This window comes from Absiella sp. AM09-50, assembly GCF_003433845.1.
GTDB lineage: Bacteria > Bacillota_I > Bacilli_A > Erysipelotrichales > Erysipelotrichaceae > Hoskinsella > Hoskinsella hominis.
The window spans coordinates 26,226-47,128 of record NZ_QVFI01000006.1 but is presented as its reverse complement, the minus strand read 5'-3'; the positions used below and the strand labels follow the sequence as shown (position 1 = coordinate 47,128).

At 35.4% G+C, this 20,903-nt stretch carries 19 protein-coding genes; 1 reads left to right on the top strand and 18 read right to left on the bottom strand.

Annotated elements, in window-relative coordinates:
* Positions 1–168: 168 nt before the first annotated feature.
* The 14 genes from DW114_RS07280 to DW114_RS07215 all read right to left on the bottom strand — a co-directional run bounded on the left by DW114_RS07280 (position 169) and on the right by DW114_RS07215 (position 12,737).
* Complete coding sequence (locus DW114_RS07280) at positions 169–1,182, bottom strand: glycosyltransferase family 4 protein (RefSeq protein ID WP_117453118.1); 1,014 nt, start codon at positions 1,180–1,182, stop codon at positions 169–171.
* Positions 1,183–1,238: 56 nt separating this feature from the next.
* Positions 1,239–1,646: a hypothetical protein gene (locus tag DW114_RS07275; protein WP_117453117.1), complete on the bottom strand. Its 408-nt coding sequence runs from the start codon at positions 1,644–1,646 to the stop codon at positions 1,239–1,241.
* 203 nt (positions 1,647–1,849) lie between these two features.
* Positions 1,850–2,563, bottom strand: a complete 714-nt coding sequence (locus DW114_RS07270) for an inositol monophosphatase family protein (protein WP_117453116.1) — start codon at positions 2,561–2,563, stop codon at positions 1,850–1,852.
* 41 nt (positions 2,564–2,604) lie between these two features.
* Positions 2,605–3,420 (bottom strand): transporter substrate-binding domain-containing protein, encoded by an 816-nt coding sequence (locus DW114_RS07265; protein ID WP_158552212.1) that lies wholly within the window; start codon positions 3,418–3,420, stop codon positions 2,605–2,607.
* Between the two features lie 242 nt (positions 3,421–3,662).
* Complete coding sequence (locus DW114_RS07260; RefSeq protein WP_117453114.1) at positions 3,663–4,121, bottom strand: VanZ family protein; 459 nt, start codon at positions 4,119–4,121, stop codon at positions 3,663–3,665.
* Positions 4,122–4,149: 28 nt separating this feature from the next.
* A complete protein-coding gene (locus tag DW114_RS07255) occupies positions 4,150–5,457 on the bottom strand; it encodes an immunoglobulin-like domain-containing protein (protein WP_117453113.1) in 1,308 nt (435 codons plus the stop codon).
* A gap of 95 nt (positions 5,458–5,552) precedes the next feature.
* On the bottom strand, positions 5,553–6,362 hold the full coding sequence (locus tag DW114_RS07250) for an HAD family hydrolase (RefSeq protein ID WP_117453112.1): 810 nt from the start codon (positions 6,360–6,362) through the stop codon (positions 5,553–5,555).
* Positions 6,359–7,090 (bottom strand): YczE/YyaS/YitT family protein, encoded by a 732-nt coding sequence (locus DW114_RS07245; protein WP_147322621.1) that lies wholly within the window; start codon positions 7,088–7,090, stop codon positions 6,359–6,361. Before DW114_RS07245 ends, DW114_RS07250 begins: the two co-directional genes overlap by 4 nt.
* Complete coding sequence (locus tag DW114_RS07240) at positions 6,999–8,450, bottom strand: glycoside hydrolase family 1 protein (protein WP_117453110.1); 1,452 nt, start codon at positions 8,448–8,450, stop codon at positions 6,999–7,001. Before DW114_RS07240 ends, DW114_RS07245 begins: the two co-directional genes overlap by 92 nt.
* Before the next feature lie 75 nt (positions 8,451–8,525).
* Entirely contained in the window at positions 8,526–9,308 is a 783-nt protein-coding gene (locus tag DW114_RS07235) for a histidine phosphatase family protein (RefSeq protein WP_117453109.1), read from the bottom strand.
* Between the two features lie 26 nt (positions 9,309–9,334).
* Entirely contained in the window at positions 9,335–10,753 is a 1,419-nt protein-coding gene (locus tag DW114_RS07230; protein WP_117453108.1) for a glycoside hydrolase family 1 protein, read from the bottom strand.
* Positions 10,753–11,094, bottom strand: coding sequence for a PTS lactose/cellobiose transporter subunit IIA (locus tag DW114_RS07225; protein ID WP_117453107.1), 342 nt, complete (start codon positions 11,092–11,094; stop codon positions 10,753–10,755). Before DW114_RS07225 ends, DW114_RS07230 begins: the two co-directional genes overlap by 1 nt.
* 13 nt (positions 11,095–11,107) lie before the next feature.
* Positions 11,108–12,403, bottom strand: coding sequence for a PTS sugar transporter subunit IIC (locus DW114_RS07220; RefSeq protein ID WP_117453106.1), 1,296 nt, complete (start codon positions 12,401–12,403; stop codon positions 11,108–11,110).
* Positions 12,404–12,428: 25 nt separating this feature from the next.
* Complete coding sequence (locus DW114_RS07215; RefSeq protein ID WP_117453105.1) at positions 12,429–12,737, bottom strand: PTS sugar transporter subunit IIB; 309 nt, start codon at positions 12,735–12,737, stop codon at positions 12,429–12,431.
* 352 nt (positions 12,738–13,089) lie between these two features.
* Here DW114_RS07215 and DW114_RS07210 point away from each other — a divergent pair, with 352 nt between their 5' ends.
* Complete coding sequence (locus tag DW114_RS07210; RefSeq protein ID WP_117453104.1) at positions 13,090–15,003, top strand: BglG family transcription antiterminator; 1,914 nt, start codon at positions 13,090–13,092, stop codon at positions 15,001–15,003.
* Between the two features lie 10 nt (positions 15,004–15,013).
* Here DW114_RS07210 and DW114_RS07205 read toward each other — a convergent pair whose 3' ends face one another.
* The 4 genes from DW114_RS07205 to vanT form a co-directional block, all read right to left on the bottom strand.
* The gene (locus DW114_RS07205) at positions 15,014–16,951 is read right to left on the bottom strand and encodes a GGDEF and EAL domain-containing protein (RefSeq protein ID WP_117453103.1); all 1,938 of its coding nucleotides are present in this window, start codon (positions 16,949–16,951) and stop codon (positions 15,014–15,016) included.
* A gap of 116 nt (positions 16,952–17,067) precedes the next feature.
* Complete coding sequence (locus DW114_RS07200) at positions 17,068–18,660, bottom strand: NAD(P)/FAD-dependent oxidoreductase (RefSeq protein WP_117453102.1); 1,593 nt, start codon at positions 18,658–18,660, stop codon at positions 17,068–17,070.
* A 12-nt stretch (positions 18,661–18,672) separates the two neighbouring features.
* Positions 18,673–19,707 carry an acyltransferase family protein gene (locus DW114_RS07195; RefSeq protein ID WP_117453101.1) on the bottom strand — a complete coding sequence of 345 codons (1,035 nt, stop codon included), beginning with the start codon at positions 19,705–19,707 and terminating at the stop codon, positions 18,673–18,675.
* 39 nt (positions 19,708–19,746) lie between these two features.
* Positions 19,747–20,895: a serine racemase VanT catalytic subunit gene (gene vanT / locus DW114_RS07190; protein WP_117453100.1), complete on the bottom strand. Its 1,149-nt coding sequence runs from the start codon at positions 20,893–20,895 to the stop codon at positions 19,747–19,749.
* Positions 20,896–20,903 lie beyond the last annotated feature (8 nt).

The following is a 20,903-nucleotide window of genomic DNA, read 5'->3' as shown; positions in this document are numbered from 1 at the left end:
AGTGCTTTCTACATTTTTATTATAGCATACTTCCTAGTGGGATGGTATGTATCTTATGCTTACAAGTTTGTCACATACGCTAAAACAATAACCTATACGCTATCCTGTCTTGTTTATTGACAACACGATATCTGGATTTTAATTCCAACACGCTGAAAGGTATGAAGCTTATTCATTTTCATCCTTCAACACCAGTTCATAAACCTGGCGCAATTCTTTTCCTACTTCTTCTATACTTCGTTTTGCGGCTGTTTTACGGCCTTCTTCACTAACATCCGGTAAACGTTTATTCACGACATCATCCACAAGTTTTGTGAATTCCTCCACGTTGTGTCCCATATAACAGTTGACTTTATCCTGCATCCATGGATCATATACTGGAATATCACGCAATATAACCTGTTGATAGGAAGCCAGAGCTTCTAATACTACGATTCCTTCTGTTTCCTCCATACTTGGAAAGAAGAAAGCATCCCCGCCACAATATGCGCCTTCGATCACAGGACCGCTGACATAACCTGGGAATATCACATTTGATGGATGATCCTTTGTGACGATATCACGAATCTGTTTGGGAATGGAATATAGTGGCACATGGCCAAACCAGATAAATTTATACTCAGGTAAGCGTTTTGCGACTTCTATGAAATCCAAAATACCCTTTCTCACAAAGAATAATCCTACACAGATAACTACTTTTTCATCTTCTTTTAATTGAAAATATTCTCTGAATGCTTTGATTTTATCTTCGTTATAGTTAAATTTATTCAAATCGATTCCATTACTGATCGCATGCACAGGAAGTTTTATACCATAGCTTTCAATCAGTTTTTTTGAATAAGGAGTCGGCGTTATGATACGATCTGCCTTGCTGTATAAATGAACTAAACGTTTTTTAAACAACGGCGCAATCTGATTACTTAACATGAAAGAATTACGGAAATCTTCTTCCGTACTATGTGCATGATAAATTACTTTTTTGCCTTTATTTCTTGCTTTACGAATGATTGTAGAACTATTGGGACCAATCGTATTAATATGCAGAATATCAAAATCATCATCAGGATTTAAGGTATACTCAATGTTTTGAGATGTCAATGCAGCCATCTGATGCTTCATTGCCCTGCCTATACCTGATTTGCTGATTACTTTTTCACCTTCAAAATACAATAAAACTTTCATAACGCACCTCCAACACTTGGTAATTATACCATAATCCCTAAGCAGACACAACAATCCTAGGTTTCCTTCAACACGAAGCGGCGCATCAATATGGCTAGGTGATATAATCCATCCTGATTTCTTCTGCGCAGGGTTGCATTTGTGATATGTAATTTTTTGCAGGCCATTTTTCTATCAAGATGACACACATATAACGCATCCAATACCTTCTGTTCTTTTTCCGGCAGCTTTTTCATGAATTTCATAATTTCATTTGCAAATGTATTTGACCGATGTAACAATTGTTTTTTCTTTTCACCTTCCTTTCCCACATCATACACTGCCTCAGTTTCACGCACGTAGAACGCTTCTATATCAGAATAATTTCTACCTGTGAAATAGTACAACTGTTCCATTTCTTTTTTCATGTTTTGAATCGTTTGTTTCTTGTCAATCTTCTCTTCTAATTCTGTAAAAGTTTCCATATAAAAAACCTCCTATATATATACATACGTAAAAAGGAGGCAAAAATCCTAAATTATTTTTATTTTTTTTACTTTTTTTCAATATTTCTTAATATTTCGCGCATTTCATCTGGAAAACGTGTAAAAATACCAAAAGGCAGCCTTCCTTTTGCGGGCCATTTGACTGTATTGCCTTGAAGATCAAGAACAGCGCCATCTTTACATTATGATAAAATCGCCCCAACTAAAATATCTCTGATATTTCTGGTATCTGAAAGATATGCAATGGCTTCTTTGCGCATACATGCCAACAAGGCATCAGGACAGCAACAAGTTCGATCATCAATAATTTCATAACCAGCTGCCTCCATCACCTTCCATATTTCCTCCTTAACACGATCATTTTTATATATTCGTTTTACAAGCGCATGTTGTGCATCTATCACTTTTCCATCCTGAAAGTCACATTGAGAGGCATTCATAAAAAATCTTGCGCCATATTGTGGTTCATAACAATACAAAGTATCTCGTTTAGGAAAATATACAACTGCAGTTAAGATATCCTGTTGATGAAGAATCGCACTGCAGATAGAATATGTATCTGATTGATTTAAGTACTGCAGGGTTCCATCAATGGGATCAATCACCAGTGTATATCTTTCATCCTGGCATGGAAAACATGCTACCAAATCACTTTCTTCTTCCACATCCAAGGTCAAAATATCTCGATCATCCATCATCGCCTTTAACAGCATATCCTGTACCATGACATCTGCCTTGGTCTTTGCCTGCCGCATTGCATAATGCATATCATCCTCCTTATCTTCTCTTATAATATCTTTTCCCTCATTTATAATATCTTTCTGCATAGATAATGCTAGTTTCCCCGCCTGAATACTTGTATCAAACAGTTTCTTACACCAAATTGTTTCTCTCATATATCCTCCATACACAAAAAGCAATCACCTGGATTGCTTACTTAGGCGATTGCCGCTTTCATGAATGTTTCTTTATCTTCCTTAGATATGCCATCTAATGCCTTCTGCAGATTTTCAAAGAAATCTTCATCCGTTGTTCCTTTTTTCACACCAATGACATAATCTGCTTTTGTGCTGAATCCTTTCTTTTCATCTGGCGTCACAACAACAAGATCTTTATTCTTTTTCACAATGCTTTGTGCACTTTCTTTTCCTACCACGATTGCATCTACTTTTTTATCAGTTAAGGCTTTTACCAGTTCTGTTGTATTCTTTAATGCATCAGCATGTTTTACTTCTTTGATTTCATTGATCGCATCATCAAAACTGGAGTTCGCAAGTGCAGCTACCTTTAAGCCTTTGAACTGTGCGATATCTTTATATTTCGCAGCTTTATCATCTTTTCTTACAACCAGTACACGCTCACTGCTGTAATATGGCTTTGTGAAATCCATTTCTTTTTTCAAGGCTTCACTTGGACTTAACGCTGATATAATGACATCAATATCATACTTATCCAAAGAATCTTTTAAGGTATCTCTTGATATCTTTTTCACCTGAATTTCTTCACCCATTGTTTCTGCCAGCTTTCTGGCAATATTTACATCATATCCTACGCTGTAGCTGTCATCTGATATAATGACACTGCTAGACGTCTGTTGTTTTGTTTGAGAATTAAATGGGGCATCATCACAATCCATGCCAACTTTAAAATATGTTTTTCCAGTTGTCTGTGAAACAGCACGCTCTGGTGCACTAGACCCGCATCCACTTAATAATAAGGTACATGCCAATACTGCAGTTAATAACTTTTTCATAGATTTACCTCCTGTCATGTAAATACAAAAAAGCGGCCAATATTTCATTGGTAAGCGCTTTTTATAATCACGATTCTTTATTACTTTATCCCATTTCACACCCCTTGTCAATAAAGTTCCCATTAGTTTTTACAGCATTTTTTATTTCTTTTTCTTACATTCCATACAATATGTTAATCGCATGTGAAATCGTAAAATTTTCGTGTTAAATAAGCACTATTGACTATAAATAACAGTCTTTTTTATATCTCATGAGGCATACGTTTTTGCTTATATTTTAGCAAATATGTATATATCCAATGCCATAACAGTATTCCTGTGGCACCTCCTGCTGTATCGATACAAACATCTCGAAACTGTCCTGCTCTGCCCTCCATAAACAACTGATGAAATTCATCACTGCAGGCATATGCAAATACACATCCGATGAGTATCAAAATCTGTTTCTTTCCAATTATTCGATAGGTAGAGAAAAATAAATAATACAACATTCCCAGTATCGCATACTCACTAAAATGCGCCAGTTTTCTTACAATAAAAGTCCATGTATCATTATAAGATACAAACGGTAAAATCTTGGAAAGGAAAATCACGATCGTATCACTCATACCCTGACTTTCCTCTCCTTGCGCATTTGACATACCAAATATTACAAACATCCAAATCAGGCACAGGGCGCCATAGATCCATCTTTTTTTCATTATTATCACATCCCTGTGCTCTATTATACTATTTTTCTTTTGTTTGTGGAATATGATCGACGGTATCAAATTGATATCCCAGCTTTTTCATATTCTTGATAAAGGTATCCATTGCTTCATAATTGCCTTTATTGCTAGGATGCAATAAGTATATTGCCCCATTATGATAATGTTCCATCATCGTCTTTAAAGCTTCTTCTCCACTAACATCACTTGCATAATCATAATATGCATGACTCCAGAAATAAGTCGAATATCCCAAATCTTTGACCATTTTCATTGCCCGCTCACTGCCTCCCCCTTTGGGAAAACGAAATACTTTTTTCATCTGCTGGCCTGTCACTTCCATATAGGTCTTTTCCGTTTCTGTGATTTCCGCAACAAATTTATCAACACTTAAACTATTTGCTAAGGTTGGCATATCGTAATGATGCCAGCTGTGATTGCCTATCACATGTCCATGTTTTACCAAATCATTCATAAATTCTGGTTCATTTTTGATATAGTTTCGCGTTAAGAAGAAGGTTGCCTGTACATCATTTTTATTTAGTACATCGGCGATTTGTTTGATATATGTGATATCATTGCCCCCTTCATCAAAGGTCAGATAGATAACTTTTTCATCAGGCCCCTGATAATATGCCTGATATTTATCTAAAAGCTCTTGTGGTTTGGCACCTGTGGTCCTTGCATGATCTTTGCTTTTATTAAACCACCATTCTTCTGCGGTATTATCATATTCATCATAATCATAATAAAGTTTGGTAAGACTAGGATCGCTTAATACCTCAACTTTACGTGATGCTTTTCCTATGTTGCCACTACTGTCTTTTACCTCATACTGGATGGTATACGTACCCTTTTTTTGCATATTGATCTGTTGTTTGACATTTACCTGTTTACTGATATCCCCATCACAATTATCGATTGCCTGATATCCTGGATCATTGAATTTCCCATTTTCAAATACACGCAGTGTACTATCTCCTTTTAATTTGATTTGTGGTGCTTTATGATCTTCTACTTTTACTGTTCGTTTTATTTCTTTACCATATTTTTCACACTTATATATGACTTCATATGTTCCTTTTTTCTTTACATCCACATGACTTTCTACCTTCACTTCATCTGCATAATCTTGAAAATGAAAGCTAGCGACAACGCCTGGATCTTTGTATGGTTCATTTACCTCTACAATTAGTGGGTCATCTCCTTTTACTTTCAATAATGGCACAAACAGACCAGAGAAAAATAACAGCTTTATCAAAAGCGCCATTACTGCGATTGCTATGACACCAAGAATTGCGATAATGATTGTTTTACAACGTTTACTCATATGCTCACCTCTCACAACCTAATTTTATGCATATCCTCTAAAATTAAGTACGTAAGAAAAAGAAAAAGTACAATGCCTTTTATCCATTGTACTTTTTATTGTATATGCTTATACAAATATTTTGCGACACCATCTTCTTCACAAGATGGAATGATTTCTTTTGCTAAATCTTTAATATGTTTACTAGCATTTTCTACAGCAATCACGTTGGTGAAGTTTTGAAAGATTTGTATATCATTATCACTATCGCCAAACATGCATGCCTTTGATTCTTCTATCTGATAATCATCTAATACCTCTTTGATCATAGATGCTTTATGTATTTCTTTAGGTGTTACTTCTAAGTTGAATGATAAAGCACTTGATACTAACAAATCCTCATGTTTACGCAAAGTTTCCATGCAGGATAATCGTACATCCTGATATAGACTAACACTTTCAATCTTCATAATATCCTCATGAATCATAGAGATATCATCGATATGATAAGTCGTTCCTGTATACATAGGCCCATTATCTGGGAAAAAGGACTGAACACAGGCATTAATCATCGCCACATTTCCATATAGATAAATACAGTTTTTCGCAAATAGTGTAATTGGCAATCCATAGCTTTTGATTTCTTCACAGATGCGTATCATCTGTTCTCTGGAAAATGCTTTCTTCTTTAGTGTTTCTCCATTTTCATCACAAAATAATGCACCATTTAATAAAATTGCCGGCACATGTAGATCGTCTGGAAAAGCACTGCGCATATCTGTATAGCTTCGCCCAGTACATGGGATAAAAGGGATGCCTTTTTCTTTTAAATCTTTGATGATGGAAATAGTTGCACAGGATATCTTATTATCATCTCCAACAATGGTTCCATCTAAGTCACTGAATACGATTCGAATATCCTTCATGCCACATCCTCCCCTGCGATTTCCATATATGCGATGCCTTTTTTGCGTTTTACTTTCACAATCATTTGATGAACGAAATCCGTCATGATTCCAGTAAAACAAACCGAAAATATTGTGCCGATACCAATCACACCTCCGAAATATATACCTATGATAAAAAAGATGACATCAAAGATTGTTCTTAACCATTTATATGCAATCTTTGTTTTTTTACACAGGAAATATATGACAGCATCTACTGTATTCATACCCTTTTCTACAGTCTGAAAAATCCCATATGATAAAGCAAAACAAAACTGTCCCAATAACACACAGGTGATTCGTATGAAAAAAGAGGCTTCACTTAAATGTAGTGGCATGATCCATTGATTTACAAAATCAATCATAAAACCAATCATAATAGAATAAGCAATACAAGGCATGCCAATATATTGCCGGTTACAAAGAAATGCAAGTATCAAAAACGTAAAAGTAAAAAGCTGATCTGCCTGCCCCAGTGTGATAGAGAAATGGCGATGCATTCCATCTACTAAGACATCAATGGTATCACTGCCAAGTCCAGCCTCTATAAAAAGACATACGCCAATTGCACAGATGATAGTGGAAAGCACCGTTTCTACAACGATGCTTTTGATTTTATAATTCTTCCCCATTGCTGGCAACGACTTTTTGATACCAATAGAAGGAATCTTTTCTGATACGTTTTTTACTTCCCTGTCCATAATCATCCTGATCCACATAAATGAATCCATAACGTTTGCTCATTTCACTTGATGAACAGCTAATAATATCGATTGGTCCCCATGGATAATAGCCAATGACATCCACACCATCTTTGATAGCTTCTTTTACTGCCGCAACATGTGTAGATAAATAATCAATACGATAATCATCATGAATCTTACCATCTTCACTGATTTCATCAAAACTTCCATAACCGTTTTCTGCGATAATAATTGGTTTTTGATAACGATCATAGTAATAATTTAAAACTGTACGTAATCCTTCAGGATCAACAGCCCATCCCCATGCATTCGCTTTTAGATTTGGATTTGGCAGGGCACCATCTTCATTGACACCCACTTTGGCATAGCTTTCAGCACTACAGATACTGCTGTAATAATAAGATAGTGAGAAGAAATCTGCTGTATTTTCCTTTAATACTTTTTCATCTTCTTCACGGATATCCAAGTGAATATCGTGATCTTTAAAGAAACGAAGAGCATATCCTGGATATTCTCCACGCATCAACAAATCACTAAAGAAATATTCCATCTGGTTACGTTTGCGATTTGCAGAAACATCTTCAGGTTTACATGTTGCCGGTTCACTTAACCCATCATACACCATCATACCAATTTGGAAATCCGGATTGATTTCATGTCCGATTTTTGTGACGATGGCACTGGCAGTACATTCATGGTGGATACCCTGATATTTTGCTTCCCATAAGTTTTCTACACGATCCGCAGGGATACCTAAGTGATTAAATGACTCATGATGAATCAGGTTGATCTGATTTACAACGATCCAGTATTTTACTTTTTCTTTATATCTGCGCATGACAGTTTCACAATACTTTACAAAGAAATCGATTGTTTTACGATGATACCAGCCATTATATTCTGTCGCAAGATGTAGTGGCATTTCATAGTGTGATAAGGTTACCAATGGCTCCATACCATTCTTTCTGATTTCATCAATTAAATCATCATAGAACTGTAAACCTTCTTCATTTGGCTGTTCATCATCCCCATTTGGATAAATTCTTGCCCAGTTGATAGAAATACGGAAGCTGTTCATACCAGTTTCAGCAAGCATTTTTAAATCTTCTTTATAGGTGTGATAGAAATCAATGCCATAACGTTTTGGATAATATCCTTCCTTATCCTGTAAAGCAAATTCGATATCCTTCATGGTTGTTTCTTTATTTGATTTTTTCTTTAAATCGCCTTTATCCTGCACCTTTAAGATATCCGCAAGGCATAATCCTTTACCGCCTTCTTGATATGCACCTTCACATTGGTTGGCCGCAGTTGCTCCACCCCAGAAAAAATCCTTTGGAAATCCATCTAATAGTTGTTTCATATAATCTATTCTCCTTTTCCTGATTTTGTGTAAAAAAGGCAAAACGTTTTGATTCGAATTGCCCCTTTTATTTCATTATTTACTGCCTTTTTCAGTATAGCTTGTATCCCCGATTGTTTTTAATGTATATTTACCATCTTTGTATTCAACGATTGTCGCAGAACAGTTAGAGATATCTTCGCCTTTATACTGACCAGGAACAATTAATTCCAGAATCGTAGGAATTTCACTTCCACTAGAGATAACCAAGGCATTTCCGCCACCTTTTTCTTCTGTTTCTTTTACAATCTGATCAATTGCTTCCTGAGAACGTTTTGTGATTTGATCATAAGTTTCTGCTGTATGTGTTGGATCATTTGCGGCAATTGCATTAGCGATATCCGCATCACTCATCTGTTTTACCAATTCTCCATACTGACTCCACTCGTCATCAAATTTTAAACCATGTGCTTCAAAGATTGGATCCCACATTTCGTGGTTTAGTTTTCCTTCATATCCACCATAGCCCCATTCGCGAAGACCAACCAATTCGATTAGTTCAGGAACATCATTTGCATTCTGTGCCAAAATACGTTTTGCAGTTGCTCTGGCTCTTCCTAAATCTGAAGTATAAGCAGTTGTAAATTTAATGTCCTTCATACCGATACCTGTTGCATCTGCCTGTTTTTCACCTTTTTCGATTAATGGTGTATCACTCCAGCCTTGTACCTGATCAGTATTGTTAAACATTGTTTTTCCATGACGAACAAAGTAGATGGTTGTTCCTTCATTTTTTGCTTCTTTTGCATCATTGCTTGAACATGCAAATAAGCATGTTGCCATAGCAGTTGCCATGATGACTTTTACCAGTTTTTTCATAAATATTTATTCCTTTTCCCTCTCAATTATAGTTCTTCTCCATTTGTTTTGATTACGTTTTGATACCAATAGAAAGAGTCTTTTCTTAAACGTTTTCCCGTACCATTTCCTCGATCATCGATATCTACATAAATATATCCATAACGTTTACTCATTTCACCTTGTGAACAGCTGATGATATCAATTGGTCCCCATGAAGCATATCCAAACACTTCCACACCATCTTTGATTGCTTCTTTCATTGCGGCAATATTGCCTTTTAAATAAGCGATACGATAGTCATCATGTACTTTTCCATCCACAACTTCATCTAATGCGCCTAAACCATTTTCTGCGATAAACATTGGCAGATGATAACGATCCCAATAGTGATTCAAAGAATTTCTAAAGCCTAATGGATCAATTGCCCAGCCCCAGATAGATTTTTCTAAATATGGATTATCTTCTGAAGCATCAGGATTTGCAGATGTTACTTTTGTAAAGTAATAAGAGAAGGATAAGAAATCCACTGTATTTTCTTTCAGCAGCTTCAAATCTTCTTCTGTGATATCAAAAGATATATCGTTATCATGGAAGAAACGAATTGCATATCCAGGATATTCACCTTGACATAATACATCAGAATAGAAATATAAATTCATCTGATTACAACGTGTTGCGGCAAATACATCTTCTGGTTTACATGTCGCAGGATATCTTGTATCATCCCCAAGCATCATACCAATTTGTAAATCTGAACTAATTTCATGTGCTGCTTTTGTTGCTTTTGCACATGCCACAAATTGATTATGTAATGCTTGATAAACATCATTTTTACTATATCCTTCTAATAAACCAAGTGATGAAAATTCACCCCATCCACCAAGGCAGTTGATCTGATTTAAAAGAATCCAGTATTTTACTTTGCCTTTATAACGTTCAAATAATGTAACGCAGTATTTCACAAAGTGGTCAATACATGCTGGATCTAAGAATCCATTTTTTAAAGCCAATGCTACTGGCATTTCATAATGAGAAACTGTCATAACTGGTTCTATGCCATTCTTTAACATTTCATCAATTAAATCATCATAGAATTTTAAACCAGCTTCATTTGGTGTTTCTTCATCACCATTTGGATAAATTCTAGTCCAGTTAAAAGAAGTACGGAAGCATTTAAATCCCATTTCTTTCATTAATGCTAAATCTTCTTTGTATGTATGATAGAAATCAATGGCACTTCGACGTGGATAATATCCTTCTTTATCTGCCAATGCCTGTTCAATATCTTCTTTGGTATGTTTAAAGCCAACGATTTGTTTACGACTGTATACTTCAGGTAGAATTTCAATATCTGCAATAGATGGACCTTTGCCATCTACATCCCATGCACCTTCTGCCTGATTAGCAGCAATCGCACCTCCCCAAAGAAAATCTTTGGGGAAGCCTGTCTTTACATCAAACATTACTTATTTACCTTATCTTCCAGCATACGGCACATTTTAATCATGTGTGTAGCCATATTCAGTTCTGAATAAATAGTCATCAAAGTATCCTGTGCATGGGTAAATAATAAAGTTGTCTGAAGTTCATCGTCTTCAATAGTACTTTGGATCATATCTGTCTGAATTTTGTGTGCTTTTGTGATTTCGTCTTTTGCTTCTTTCATTTTTGCATCAACACAATCACGTTCATCGCCATTTTCTGTGGCACGTAATGCCTCATTGATCATATTTCTGCTATTTCCAGCATACAATATCATCTGCATTGCGGCGTTGTTTAATTCTTCAGGTGTCGCTTTTTTCATTCTGTATTCCCCCTTATTCTTCTTCTACTGCTTCTTTCCTAGTTGCTTTTTTTGCAGCTAGTCTTGCTTTCTTTTCTTCTTCTGCTTTTTCTTCATCACAAACCTGTTTATCATAAACTTTAAAGAATGGATAGTAAATTACCCAAGATATAGCAAAGTTAACTAAAACAAGTAATACACCAGCAAATGATTTTGTAACCATATATCCAACAATAGGACTTGGAATATACCAGAAGTTAAATGGCTCAGCAGGAATTGGTACTAAACCAGAGCTTAATGCTAAATAAGTAACTACAGGAATAATAAATCCAACGATCCACATTGGTACCATTAATAATGGGTTAAAAGCAATAGGTGCACCAAACACTAATGGTTCATTGATGTTACATAAAGATGGAACGATTGTAGATTTACCAATAACTTTTAATTTCTTAGATTTTGCTAAGAACAGGATCATAATTGCCAATGCAAGTGTACAACCACCGCCACCTAAAGCAAATAAGTTCGCTACTTCTCCAGTATTGATATTAATTGGAGCATTTCCTGCAGCTACTAATGCCATGTTATCACCAATACCCTGTAAACAGATAGCAGAAGTAATTGGATAAATAACCCATGTAGAAATACCAAATGTATAAAGGAATGTATAACCAATAAAGTTCAATAATACAAATCCCCAGAAAGACTGTCCAATAGAAATAAACGGTTTGAAGATTTCATAAATAATGTTAAAGATACTGATTTCCCATACAAATGTAAACAACCAACCAATGATTAGAATCAATGTAATTGGAATCAAGGTATCAAACCATACAGTGATGAAATCAGGTAAGGAACTATCTTCACCAAAGAAAGAGTGTTTTGCGAATTGATTCATGACTGCACCTACAAATAAACCAGCAATCAAAGAAGCAATCATACCACCTGTACCAAGATTTGAGAATAGGATATTAATATTTCCAGCATCATCAAATGATGGATAAACAATCATCAAGAAGAATGCTAAACCAGCCATACCTGCTTGTTTTGCAGTTTTTCTGTGTTTTTTCTTCTCCATAATCGTTGCAGGGATTAAATATGCAAGGAATAATGCCAATAAACCAAATGAGAAATTACTGATCATTGAGATATCAGGAATTTGTGGGATAAAATCTCTTAAAATATTAAATACTGTAGCGAATGAACCAATCAAGATAACAGGCATAGCTGTTAAAATTGATTCCTGAACTGCAGCAACCCAAGGATTACGTGCAATTTTATTCATCTTTGGAGCGAATACATTCGTCATCCAATCCATAAATTTTTTCATAACTTTCTCCTTTTAAATTGAAATCTTATAAATTTAATTCTTCAACAATAGCGTTTAATACAGCTTCTCCATCAAGAGAACCATATGCATCTTCATCAATGATTCTTACTGGTACATCAAATGGATCAGCGATTTCTTCAAGATCACCTAACATATATTTCAAGTGTGGTCCTACCATTAATAAATCGATTTCTTCAATGTATTCCTCAACTTCAGAATCACTTCTAGCCTTAACGCTAACATCAACACCGCGTGCCTTTGCTGCATTACGGATGTTCTTTGCCATGAAACCACTGCTGGCTCCAGTTCCACAAACTAATAAAACATTTTTCATATCTTTTTTCTCCTTTACTTAATTTACTTAATTACTTAATTTTTTGATAACTTTCTAGTGAAATAATTTAGGATTGATGATAAAATGTAAGTGAGATATATCTTATACATGTATGGGCAAATACTTGGGGATGTATCTCTTTTTTTATTTTATCATCCAATAACTGTCCTCCTTTCTTCGTTCCTTGTTGACACCTACAGTTTAATTCAGAACACTAGGAACCTCAAATATGAAAAGTTCCGCCTAGTGGGAACTTTTTCCATTGGCTGTTTTATGTCACATTTGATATACTTGATACAGATATGATAGGGTAAATAGCATTATCAAGTATAAAAGAGGGAGGCATTATCCTATGAAAATTACAAAACAAGACAAATTACTTGAATATCTAGCTTCTGAGGGTGAACGCTGGATATCATCGAGTATTCTTTCTGAATATTTATCAGTTTCCACAAGGCAGATTAGAAAGTATATCAACATGATCAATGAAGAAGCAGCAAAACCTATCATCTTATCCAGTAATCGTGGATATATGATTGATATGAAAGCTTTTCAGGAATACCGCCTGCATAAGATTACAGACGATGATGATTCACCATTAACCAGACAGAATTATATTATTCAAAAGCTGGTTAGTGAAAAAGATGGTTACAGTATCTATGATATCGCAGAAGAATTGTATGTCAGTGAAGCAACCATTGAAAATGATTTAAAGAGTGTAAGAAACGTAATAAAAGATTATCATTTGTCTATATCCAGAGAAAAGGACTACATCAGAATGATTGGCTCTGAAAAGAAAAAAAGAAATCTGATGAGTCATCTGATTTCCTCTGATTCTTATGATAATTTTGTGTTAAAAGATGAAGTACGCCTTCTCACCTTCCATTATCACTTTTGGGATTTTCGTACAACCATACGTGAAATCTTTGCCCGAAATGATATCTTTGCGAATGACTATACCCTGAATAATACCGCCCTGCATCTGATTATTATGATTGATCGTATCAGAAGTCATTGTATGTTAGATGAAGATGTGGATATGAATAAAATCAAAAACACCCAGCAATATTGTGTTGCCCAGCAGATTAAAGAATATATCGAAGCAAATTATGATGTCAATGTGAATGATGCGGAATTATACAATTTAACACTTGTTATTAGCAATAATACAACAATGATTGATTATTCCTTTATCACTGCGGATAATATCAATGAATATATCGAACAAAAATATATTGATATCGCACATAAAGTCATTCACAATGTTGAAACATGTTACTATCTGGATGCATTTGATGAGGATTTCATCACGAAGTTTACGATTCATGTGAAGAATATGTTTAATCGTGTAAAGAATGATTATTATGCAAAAAATCCGCTTACCAGTAAAATCAAAGCAACCTATCCCTTGATTTATGATATTGCAGTATTTATCGCTCAGGAGTTTAAGCGTGATTATGATGTGCATCTGACGGAGGATGAAATTACCTTTATTGCTTTCCATATTGGTGCTTATTTTGAAAATAACGTACAGAGTAAAACCAAGGTAACATGTGCCTTTATCTATGCGGATTATTATTCCATCCATAAAAACGTCATGGATAAAATCATTCGCCAGTTTGAGGATAAAATCAATATGAAATACGCGATTTCTATCAATAATTATAATCCTGCACTGTTACATGCGGATTTGATTATTTCTACAATCGATATGCCATTTCAAAACACATATGTGACCATTCATCCTTTCTTAACAGATAAGGATAACAAAAATCTTCGAGATGCGATTGAACGTATTGCGGGTATGAAGCGTGCAAATGCTTTAAAAGCCTATCTGATGAATTTCTTTGATGAGCGATTGTTTTATAAGAATCCCTCCTTTAAGGATAAAGAAGATGCCATTCATACATTAAGCAATGATGTCGTGGCGCTTAATTATGCAGAAGATACACTGTTTGAGGATGTGATGGCAAGAGAAAAAATGTCCAGTACTGCGTTTCATGATGTTGCTGTCCCACATTCTTTATCCAAGAATGCGAAAACCAGTTTTATTTCAATCGCAATTAGCGAGGAGGGAATGAAATGGGATCAACATATCGTACATATCATTGCGCTCATTGGTGTAAATGAAGATTCCAGAAAGATATTTTCTGAGGTATTTGATGAAATCATTGATATCTTAAGTGAGCCTGTTCATGTGAAAGAATTGATGCAGGCAAAAGATTTTAAAGAATTCATTGAACGTATTAAATTATTAATGAGCTAAAAAAAAACTGCTACTGCAGTTTTTTTATTTTGTTTGCGACTTCATTATGGATAATCGTATCTAATGCCTTCTGCTTTGGCAATGGGCGTGAATAATAATAGCCTTGTAGATAATCACAGCCACAAGATTTCATGAAATCGATATGCTCTTGTGTTTCTATTCCTTCTGCAAGCACATGTAAGCCAACTTCTTTGAAAGCTTCTGCCATTTTACGAACCAGAATGGCAGCTTTTTTATCTTTCATAGCCTGCCACACCAGACTTTTATCTATTTTCACAGTATGAAAAGGAACCTTTAAGACATAGGAAATATTAGAGTATCCAGTCCCAAAGTCATCTAATAAAAACTGAATACCATGTTTTGTCATATTGCTCATAAACTGCATGATGGCATCATAGTTGGTCGCCAGCATACTCTCTGTGATTTCGATTTTGATTAGATCATAAGGAATATGATATTGATCAATGATATGTAAAACCTTCTGTTCAACATTTTCCTGCATAAACTGGATAACTGAAAAGTTGACAGAAACACCTACAAAATCAATTGTTTCTTTCATTAGTTCCTTAATAAATATACAAGTTTTCTCTAACACCTGATAAGTAATTGGCGCTATTAAACCATTTTCTTCAGCGATAGGGATAAATTCTTCAGGAGAAACAAATCCTAATGGATTGTCTGGCAGACGCAGTAATGCTTCAGCTTTGCGATATGTAGCGGTATGAATATCAAAAATCGGTTGAAAATACACTTCAAAACTATTTTTTTCCACACATTCTTTTAATATCTCTACAATCTGATATTTTCGTTTGATATAGTTCATCATCTCATTTGTACAGAAACAGACTGGCTCCTGTTCCTTCTTTTTTGCGGTCATGACAGCATATTCCAGACCTTTGATGACTTCCTCTTCACTGTTTGCGACCATAGGATAACCAATGCCGCCGACAACATATTTCAACATGAAATTCATACCAGATACAACCCATGGATTTTTCATTCGTCGATGAATATCCTGCATAGCCTCTCTTACGCGTTGCTCATCACGACAGATAATCGCAAATTCATCTCCACCATAACGGTATAATAACTGCTTTGGCAATAAGGATTTCAAATAAGCACATACCTGTAGTAAGATTTTATCGCCAACATCCTGTCCAAATTTATCATTGATAAACTTAAAATCGCGCAGGGATATTACAAATACAACAAACTCTTTTTTGTCTGTTATTTCCATATTGATCATTTTATTAAATTCTTGCCTATTTAATAAACTGGTTAACGTATCTGTGAAAATCTGTTTGTTTTGTAGATACAGATATAGTATTAATAAAGCAGATGTTGCTGCTGTTCCTGTCAGGATATATTTAGGATACAGAAATTGAAAAAGAATCATCAAAGCGGATATGAAAGGAAATACACCTAAGATATAAATCACATTCTTCTCCAGACTTTTGCGTTTATGAATTACAAAAGTAAAAGAGAATAATACATAAATATAAAAGATCACATAGGTCAGCATGATCAAAGGACCATGGGTATAGCCATTTACCTGATCAAAAGAGAATAACAGATGGGTAAATGGATTGCTTAATACCAGCAGAATATAAAAAGTTGAAGGCAGACTAAAAATCAATGCATATTTTTTGATATTTCCTTTATCATAAAAGTTTGCGAGCGTATAAATAAAATATACTACACCCATCATTGGTGTACTTAAATAATAGATGAGTAAAAATGTCATATTTAAAATCACCGGTACTTCCTGATAATGCTCAAGCATGATCGTGGAAATAATATTGGCAATGACGGATAAGAATGTTACCTGAAGACAATACTGAAATGCAAGATTTTTAATGGTAGGAAGCAAGGCCCCTTTTCTTGCGTACGTTAAAATGATACATAAAATGATAGCTGAAACAAATTCAGCCGTGATATCCCATTGCATGTTTTCACCACATTTCCCTTAAATAATTCTATGTAAATTATATCACATATTTATCTCAAGATATAAAACAAAATAGAATAAGCCCATAATATTGGCTTATAATGAAAAAAAGATGCTTAAAGCATCTCGTAATGATAGTATTCTATGATTTTCTCTGCACAGCGAAGTCCATCAATTGCTGCGGATACAATTCCTCCGGCATATCCTGCACCTTCACCACATGGATATAAGCCTTTGACATTGACAGAAGTATACTCTTTATCATCCCGTTGTAGACGTACAGGTGAACTGCTTCTTGTTTCTACACCGGTAAGTATCGCATCCTCCATCGCAAAGCCTTTTAGTTTATGGTCAAATCCAATGATTCCCTGTTTCATCGCTGTTGTGATGGGTTCTGGTAATATATCATGTAGATCACACATATGTACCCCTAATGCATAGCTTGGCTTCACACTTCCGATATGTGTACTTGGCTGATATTTCAAAAAATCTTTGACAAGTTGGGCAGGTGCTTCATAAGTTGAACCAGCGATTTCGTAAGCTTTTTTCTCTAATGTTTCCTGATAAGCAATGCCTTTCATAGGATCATCATCAAAATCATCAGTATGTACCTGAACCAGTATTGCGCTGTTGGCATTTTCTTTATCACGGGCATGTTCACTCATCCCATTAACCACGACCCCGCCTTCCATAGAAGTACTTGGTACGACGGTACCGCCAGGACACATACAGAATGTATAGACCCCACGGCCATTATCTGCTTTATGCACCAGACGATATTCTGCAGCGCCTAATCTTGGATGATGGGCATAGGTTTTATATTGTGCTTCATTAATCAGTGCTTGTGGATGTTCAATTCTTGCGCCTACCGCAAATGCTTTGGCTTTCATATAAACGCCACGTACTTTCAGCATTCGATACGTATCACGAGCACTATGACCAATCGCCAAAATCACGTGTTCACTTTCATATATTTGATCATTGACTTTTACACCAGTGATCTGTCCATTTTCAATCATTAAATCATCTACACAGCTGGAGAAATGAAATTCACCACCTAGAGCGATGATTTCCTTTCGTATTTCTTTTACGATATCTCTTAATAGATCTGTGCCAATATGAGGATGTGCCTGATAAAGGATTTCTTTTGGCGCTCCAAAACGGACAAACTCTTCTAATACCTTATGGATTCTTGCATCCTTGACACGTGTTGTCAGCTTGCCATCAGAAAAAGTTCCTGCACCGCCTTCTCCAAACTGTACATTGCACTGGGTATCCAGAATGCCTTCTTTCCAGAACTTTTCAACTTTTTCTACACGTTGTTCTACGGCTTCTCCACGTTCCAATATTACAGGCGCATAGCCCAGCTGTGCAAGCAATAATGCTGAAAACATACCGGCAGGACCAAATCCGACAACGATGGGTCTTTTTTTCATCCTGATAATACCTGGTTTTGGCATATGATAACGTTCATCCGGTGTCAATGTGACATCCTTGATTTTCCTTTTTAGAATCGATTGTTCATGATGTACTTTACAATCAACTGTATAACTGAATATCATATGTCCTTTTCTTGCGTCAATACTTTCCTTAACTATGTGATAATCCAGCAAATCTTCTTCTTTCATATGTAGTTTATGCAGGATTTTTGATGGTAATAAATCTAAAGATTCATCAATATCCAGTTTCAGCTGTGTAATTCGTAACATAGGCGAATCCTCCTAATATAATTGTTTTAAAAGCTTATAATGTTTTGATAAATGGTAGATCAAATAGGAAAACAGGAAGGAACAGCCAATCGTCAATACATAGAATAAGAAAGAATTCATGCTTGGCATCAGCCAGATAAATACTTGGGCAAACAGCATATGTGATACATAAATCAACAAAGACAACACACGGAATGTTTTATACATCGGTTTATGCTTCATATCTACTTGTAGTAATCTTATAAAGATGAAGAATACGCATGGGATCAGCATCAAATACATACTGCTTAAATCCTGAATCAGACCATTGATTTTTAATGTGACACATTCAATGACCAATAATACAATTCCAATGCCAGTATATAATGATAACTGATTTGCTTCCATCACAATTTTATAACGGGCTACATAACAACCCAGTATGATAAAGATCATCCCAAAGAATAATCCATTTCGTGTCGTGCCAAATATTTGAAGATAGATATCTAATACTTTAGAAATACCCGGTATAGCGTGAAGAAGCGGTTGATAGATGTTTCCCAGCATTCCTATTATATATAATATAAAAGATATCAGCATTGTTTTTTTCATGCCCAGTTTGAATACGAGTATGTATACCATGGATACCGCAAATAATAATGCTGGTAAAAACCACAGGTGATAAAAACTTCCTGTAAATAGAAAATCACGTAAATACCGAACGATATCCATAAGATCAAAACCACCGCTGTGAATCAATATAAAATTATATGGCAAATAAATTATAGACCATATGATATATAGTTTTAACAGACGCCAGAAATAATGTTTCCATATCTGTATATTTTCTTCATCATTCCATTTCTTTTTAAAGTTGATTTTTCTAAAGAAGAAAAATCCGCTTGTGATAAAAAAGAATGGCACCGCAAGTCTTGCGATAATGGATACAAGCACAAAATTAGCATTTTTACTGATATCCATTAATGGAAATGTATGGATGCATACTACCAATAATGCGGAAACCAGCTTTGCGACATCAATGGCGTCATAAGTTTTCTTATCTTTCATTTTCCCCCTCCTTTTTCGTGAAAAATAGCCAGTATCTGGCTATTTGTAAATTCTAGGAACACGTGATGCGATCCAGCATAACGTTTCGTTATTGATCGTATTTGCCAGACGGCTCAGTTCATCAATTTTAATTTGTTTATCTCCATCGTTTCCAACAATGGTAACGATATCTCCTTCTTTTACATCTTCAATACCTGTGATATCAATCATCATCTGATCCATACACACATTTCCAATAATTGGCGCATATTGTCCATGTATCAATACCTGATAGCCTTTATTGGAAACACAACGTGGAAATCCATCTGCATATCCAATGGCAACTGTCGCAACCTTTCTAGTTTCACTTGCTTTGAAGTGACGTCCATAACTTACACTTACGCCCGGCTGTATTTGTTTAACCAGGGATACATTGGCTTTCCATGATAAGATGGGTATAAAATCTGGATTGGTGCGAATTTCGATAGCATCATCACTTGTGACACCCATCCATAACAATCCCGGTCTGACATAATCATATTTTAAGTCTGGATAATTCAGGATGCCATAACTGTTTTGTAGATGTTTTGTGCCCGGTTCTATGCCTGCATGACGCAGATCATCTAATACACGATCAAATAATTTGATCTGATTTTCCGTAAAGCGTTTATTTTCCTCATCCAGATAATCACTGACACTGAAATGAGAGAAAATACCACATACATCTAAGTTAGGCAAGCGATATACGTTTGCCACATCATCGATATGATATTCATGATCCTGACAAATGATGCCAATTCTTGACATACCAGTATCTACCTTTACATGCCCGCGAATGATCACATCATGGGCTTTTGCAAAAGCATTGGCTTTTTGTGCATATTCCAGACTAACAAATGTCTGAAGAATGTTATATTTTACTAATAAAGGAAAATGTATGGGAGGTGTATATCCCAGAATCAGAATTTCCTCCTTGATTCCATTTTCTCTTAAATTTACTGCTTCATCTATACTGCTGACACCAAAGAAATCGATTCCACATTTTACCAGTTCCTTTGCACAGGCAACATCGCCATGTCCATAGGCATTGGCTTTGACAATCGCCATGATCTTGCTTGTGGATGGAATCAGTTTTCTTACTTCTTCTACGTTGTGGGAAATCTTTGATAAATCAATTTCCGTCCATGCTCTCGTATCGCTGTTCAGCACATTACCAC

What these genes read in the sequence shown, in the direction of transcription:
- DW114_RS07240 (WP_117453110.1), bottom strand. Translation starts at nt 8,450, where the DNA reads ATGAAACAACTATTAGATGGATTTCCAAAGGATTTTTTCTGGGGTGGA.
- DW114_RS07260 (WP_117453114.1), bottom strand. Translation starts at nt 4,121, where the DNA reads ATGAAAAAAAGATGGATCTATGGCGCCCTGTGCCTGATTTGGATGTTT.
- DW114_RS07250 (WP_117453112.1), bottom strand. Translation starts at nt 6,362, where the DNA reads ATGAAGGATATTCGAATCGTATTCAGTGACTTAGATGGAACCATTGTT.
- DW114_RS07280 (WP_117453118.1), bottom strand. Translation starts at nt 1,182, where the DNA reads ATGAAAGTTTTATTGTATTTTGAAGGTGAAAAAGTAATCAGCAAATCA.
- DW114_RS07210 (WP_117453104.1), top strand. Translation starts at nt 13,090, where the DNA reads ATGAAAATTACAAAACAAGACAAATTACTTGAATATCTAGCTTCTGAG.
- DW114_RS07200 (WP_117453102.1), bottom strand. Translation starts at nt 18,660, where the DNA reads ATGTTACGAATTACACAGCTGAAACTGGATATTGATGAATCTTTAGAT.
- DW114_RS07270 (WP_117453116.1), bottom strand. Translation starts at nt 2,563, where the DNA reads ATGAGAGAAACAATTTGGTGTAAGAAACTGTTTGATACAAGTATTCAG.
- DW114_RS07230 (WP_117453108.1), bottom strand. Translation starts at nt 10,753, where the DNA reads ATGTTTGATGTAAAGACAGGCTTCCCCAAAGATTTTCTTTGGGGAGGT.
- DW114_RS07235 (WP_117453109.1), bottom strand. Translation starts at nt 9,308, where the DNA reads ATGAAAAAACTGGTAAAAGTCATCATGGCAACTGCTATGGCAACATGC.
- DW114_RS07220 (WP_117453106.1), bottom strand. Translation starts at nt 12,403, where the DNA reads ATGAAAAAATTTATGGATTGGATGACGAATGTATTCGCTCCAAAGATG.
- DW114_RS07255 (WP_117453113.1), bottom strand. Translation starts at nt 5,457, where the DNA reads ATGAGTAAACGTTGTAAAACAATCATTATCGCAATTCTTGGTGTCATA.
- DW114_RS07245 (WP_147322621.1), bottom strand. Translation starts at nt 7,090, where the DNA reads ATGATTATGGACAGGGAAGTAAAAAACGTATCAGAAAAGATTCCTTCT.
- DW114_RS07225 (WP_117453107.1), bottom strand. Translation starts at nt 11,094, where the DNA reads ATGAAAAAAGCGACACCTGAAGAATTAAACAACGCCGCAATGCAGATG.
- DW114_RS07265 (WP_158552212.1), bottom strand. Translation starts at nt 3,420, where the DNA reads ATGAAAAAGTTATTAACTGCAGTATTGGCATGTACCTTATTATTAAGT.
- DW114_RS07275 (WP_117453117.1), bottom strand. Translation starts at nt 1,646, where the DNA reads ATGGAAACTTTTACAGAATTAGAAGAGAAGATTGACAAGAAACAAACG.
- DW114_RS07215 (WP_117453105.1), bottom strand. Translation starts at nt 12,737, where the DNA reads ATGAAAAATGTTTTATTAGTTTGTGGAACTGGAGCCAGCAGTGGTTTC.
- DW114_RS07205 (WP_117453103.1), bottom strand. Translation starts at nt 16,951, where the DNA reads ATGCAATGGGATATCACGGCTGAATTTGTTTCAGCTATCATTTTATGT.
- DW114_RS07195 (WP_117453101.1), bottom strand. Translation starts at nt 19,707, where the DNA reads ATGAAAGATAAGAAAACTTATGACGCCATTGATGTCGCAAAGCTGGTT.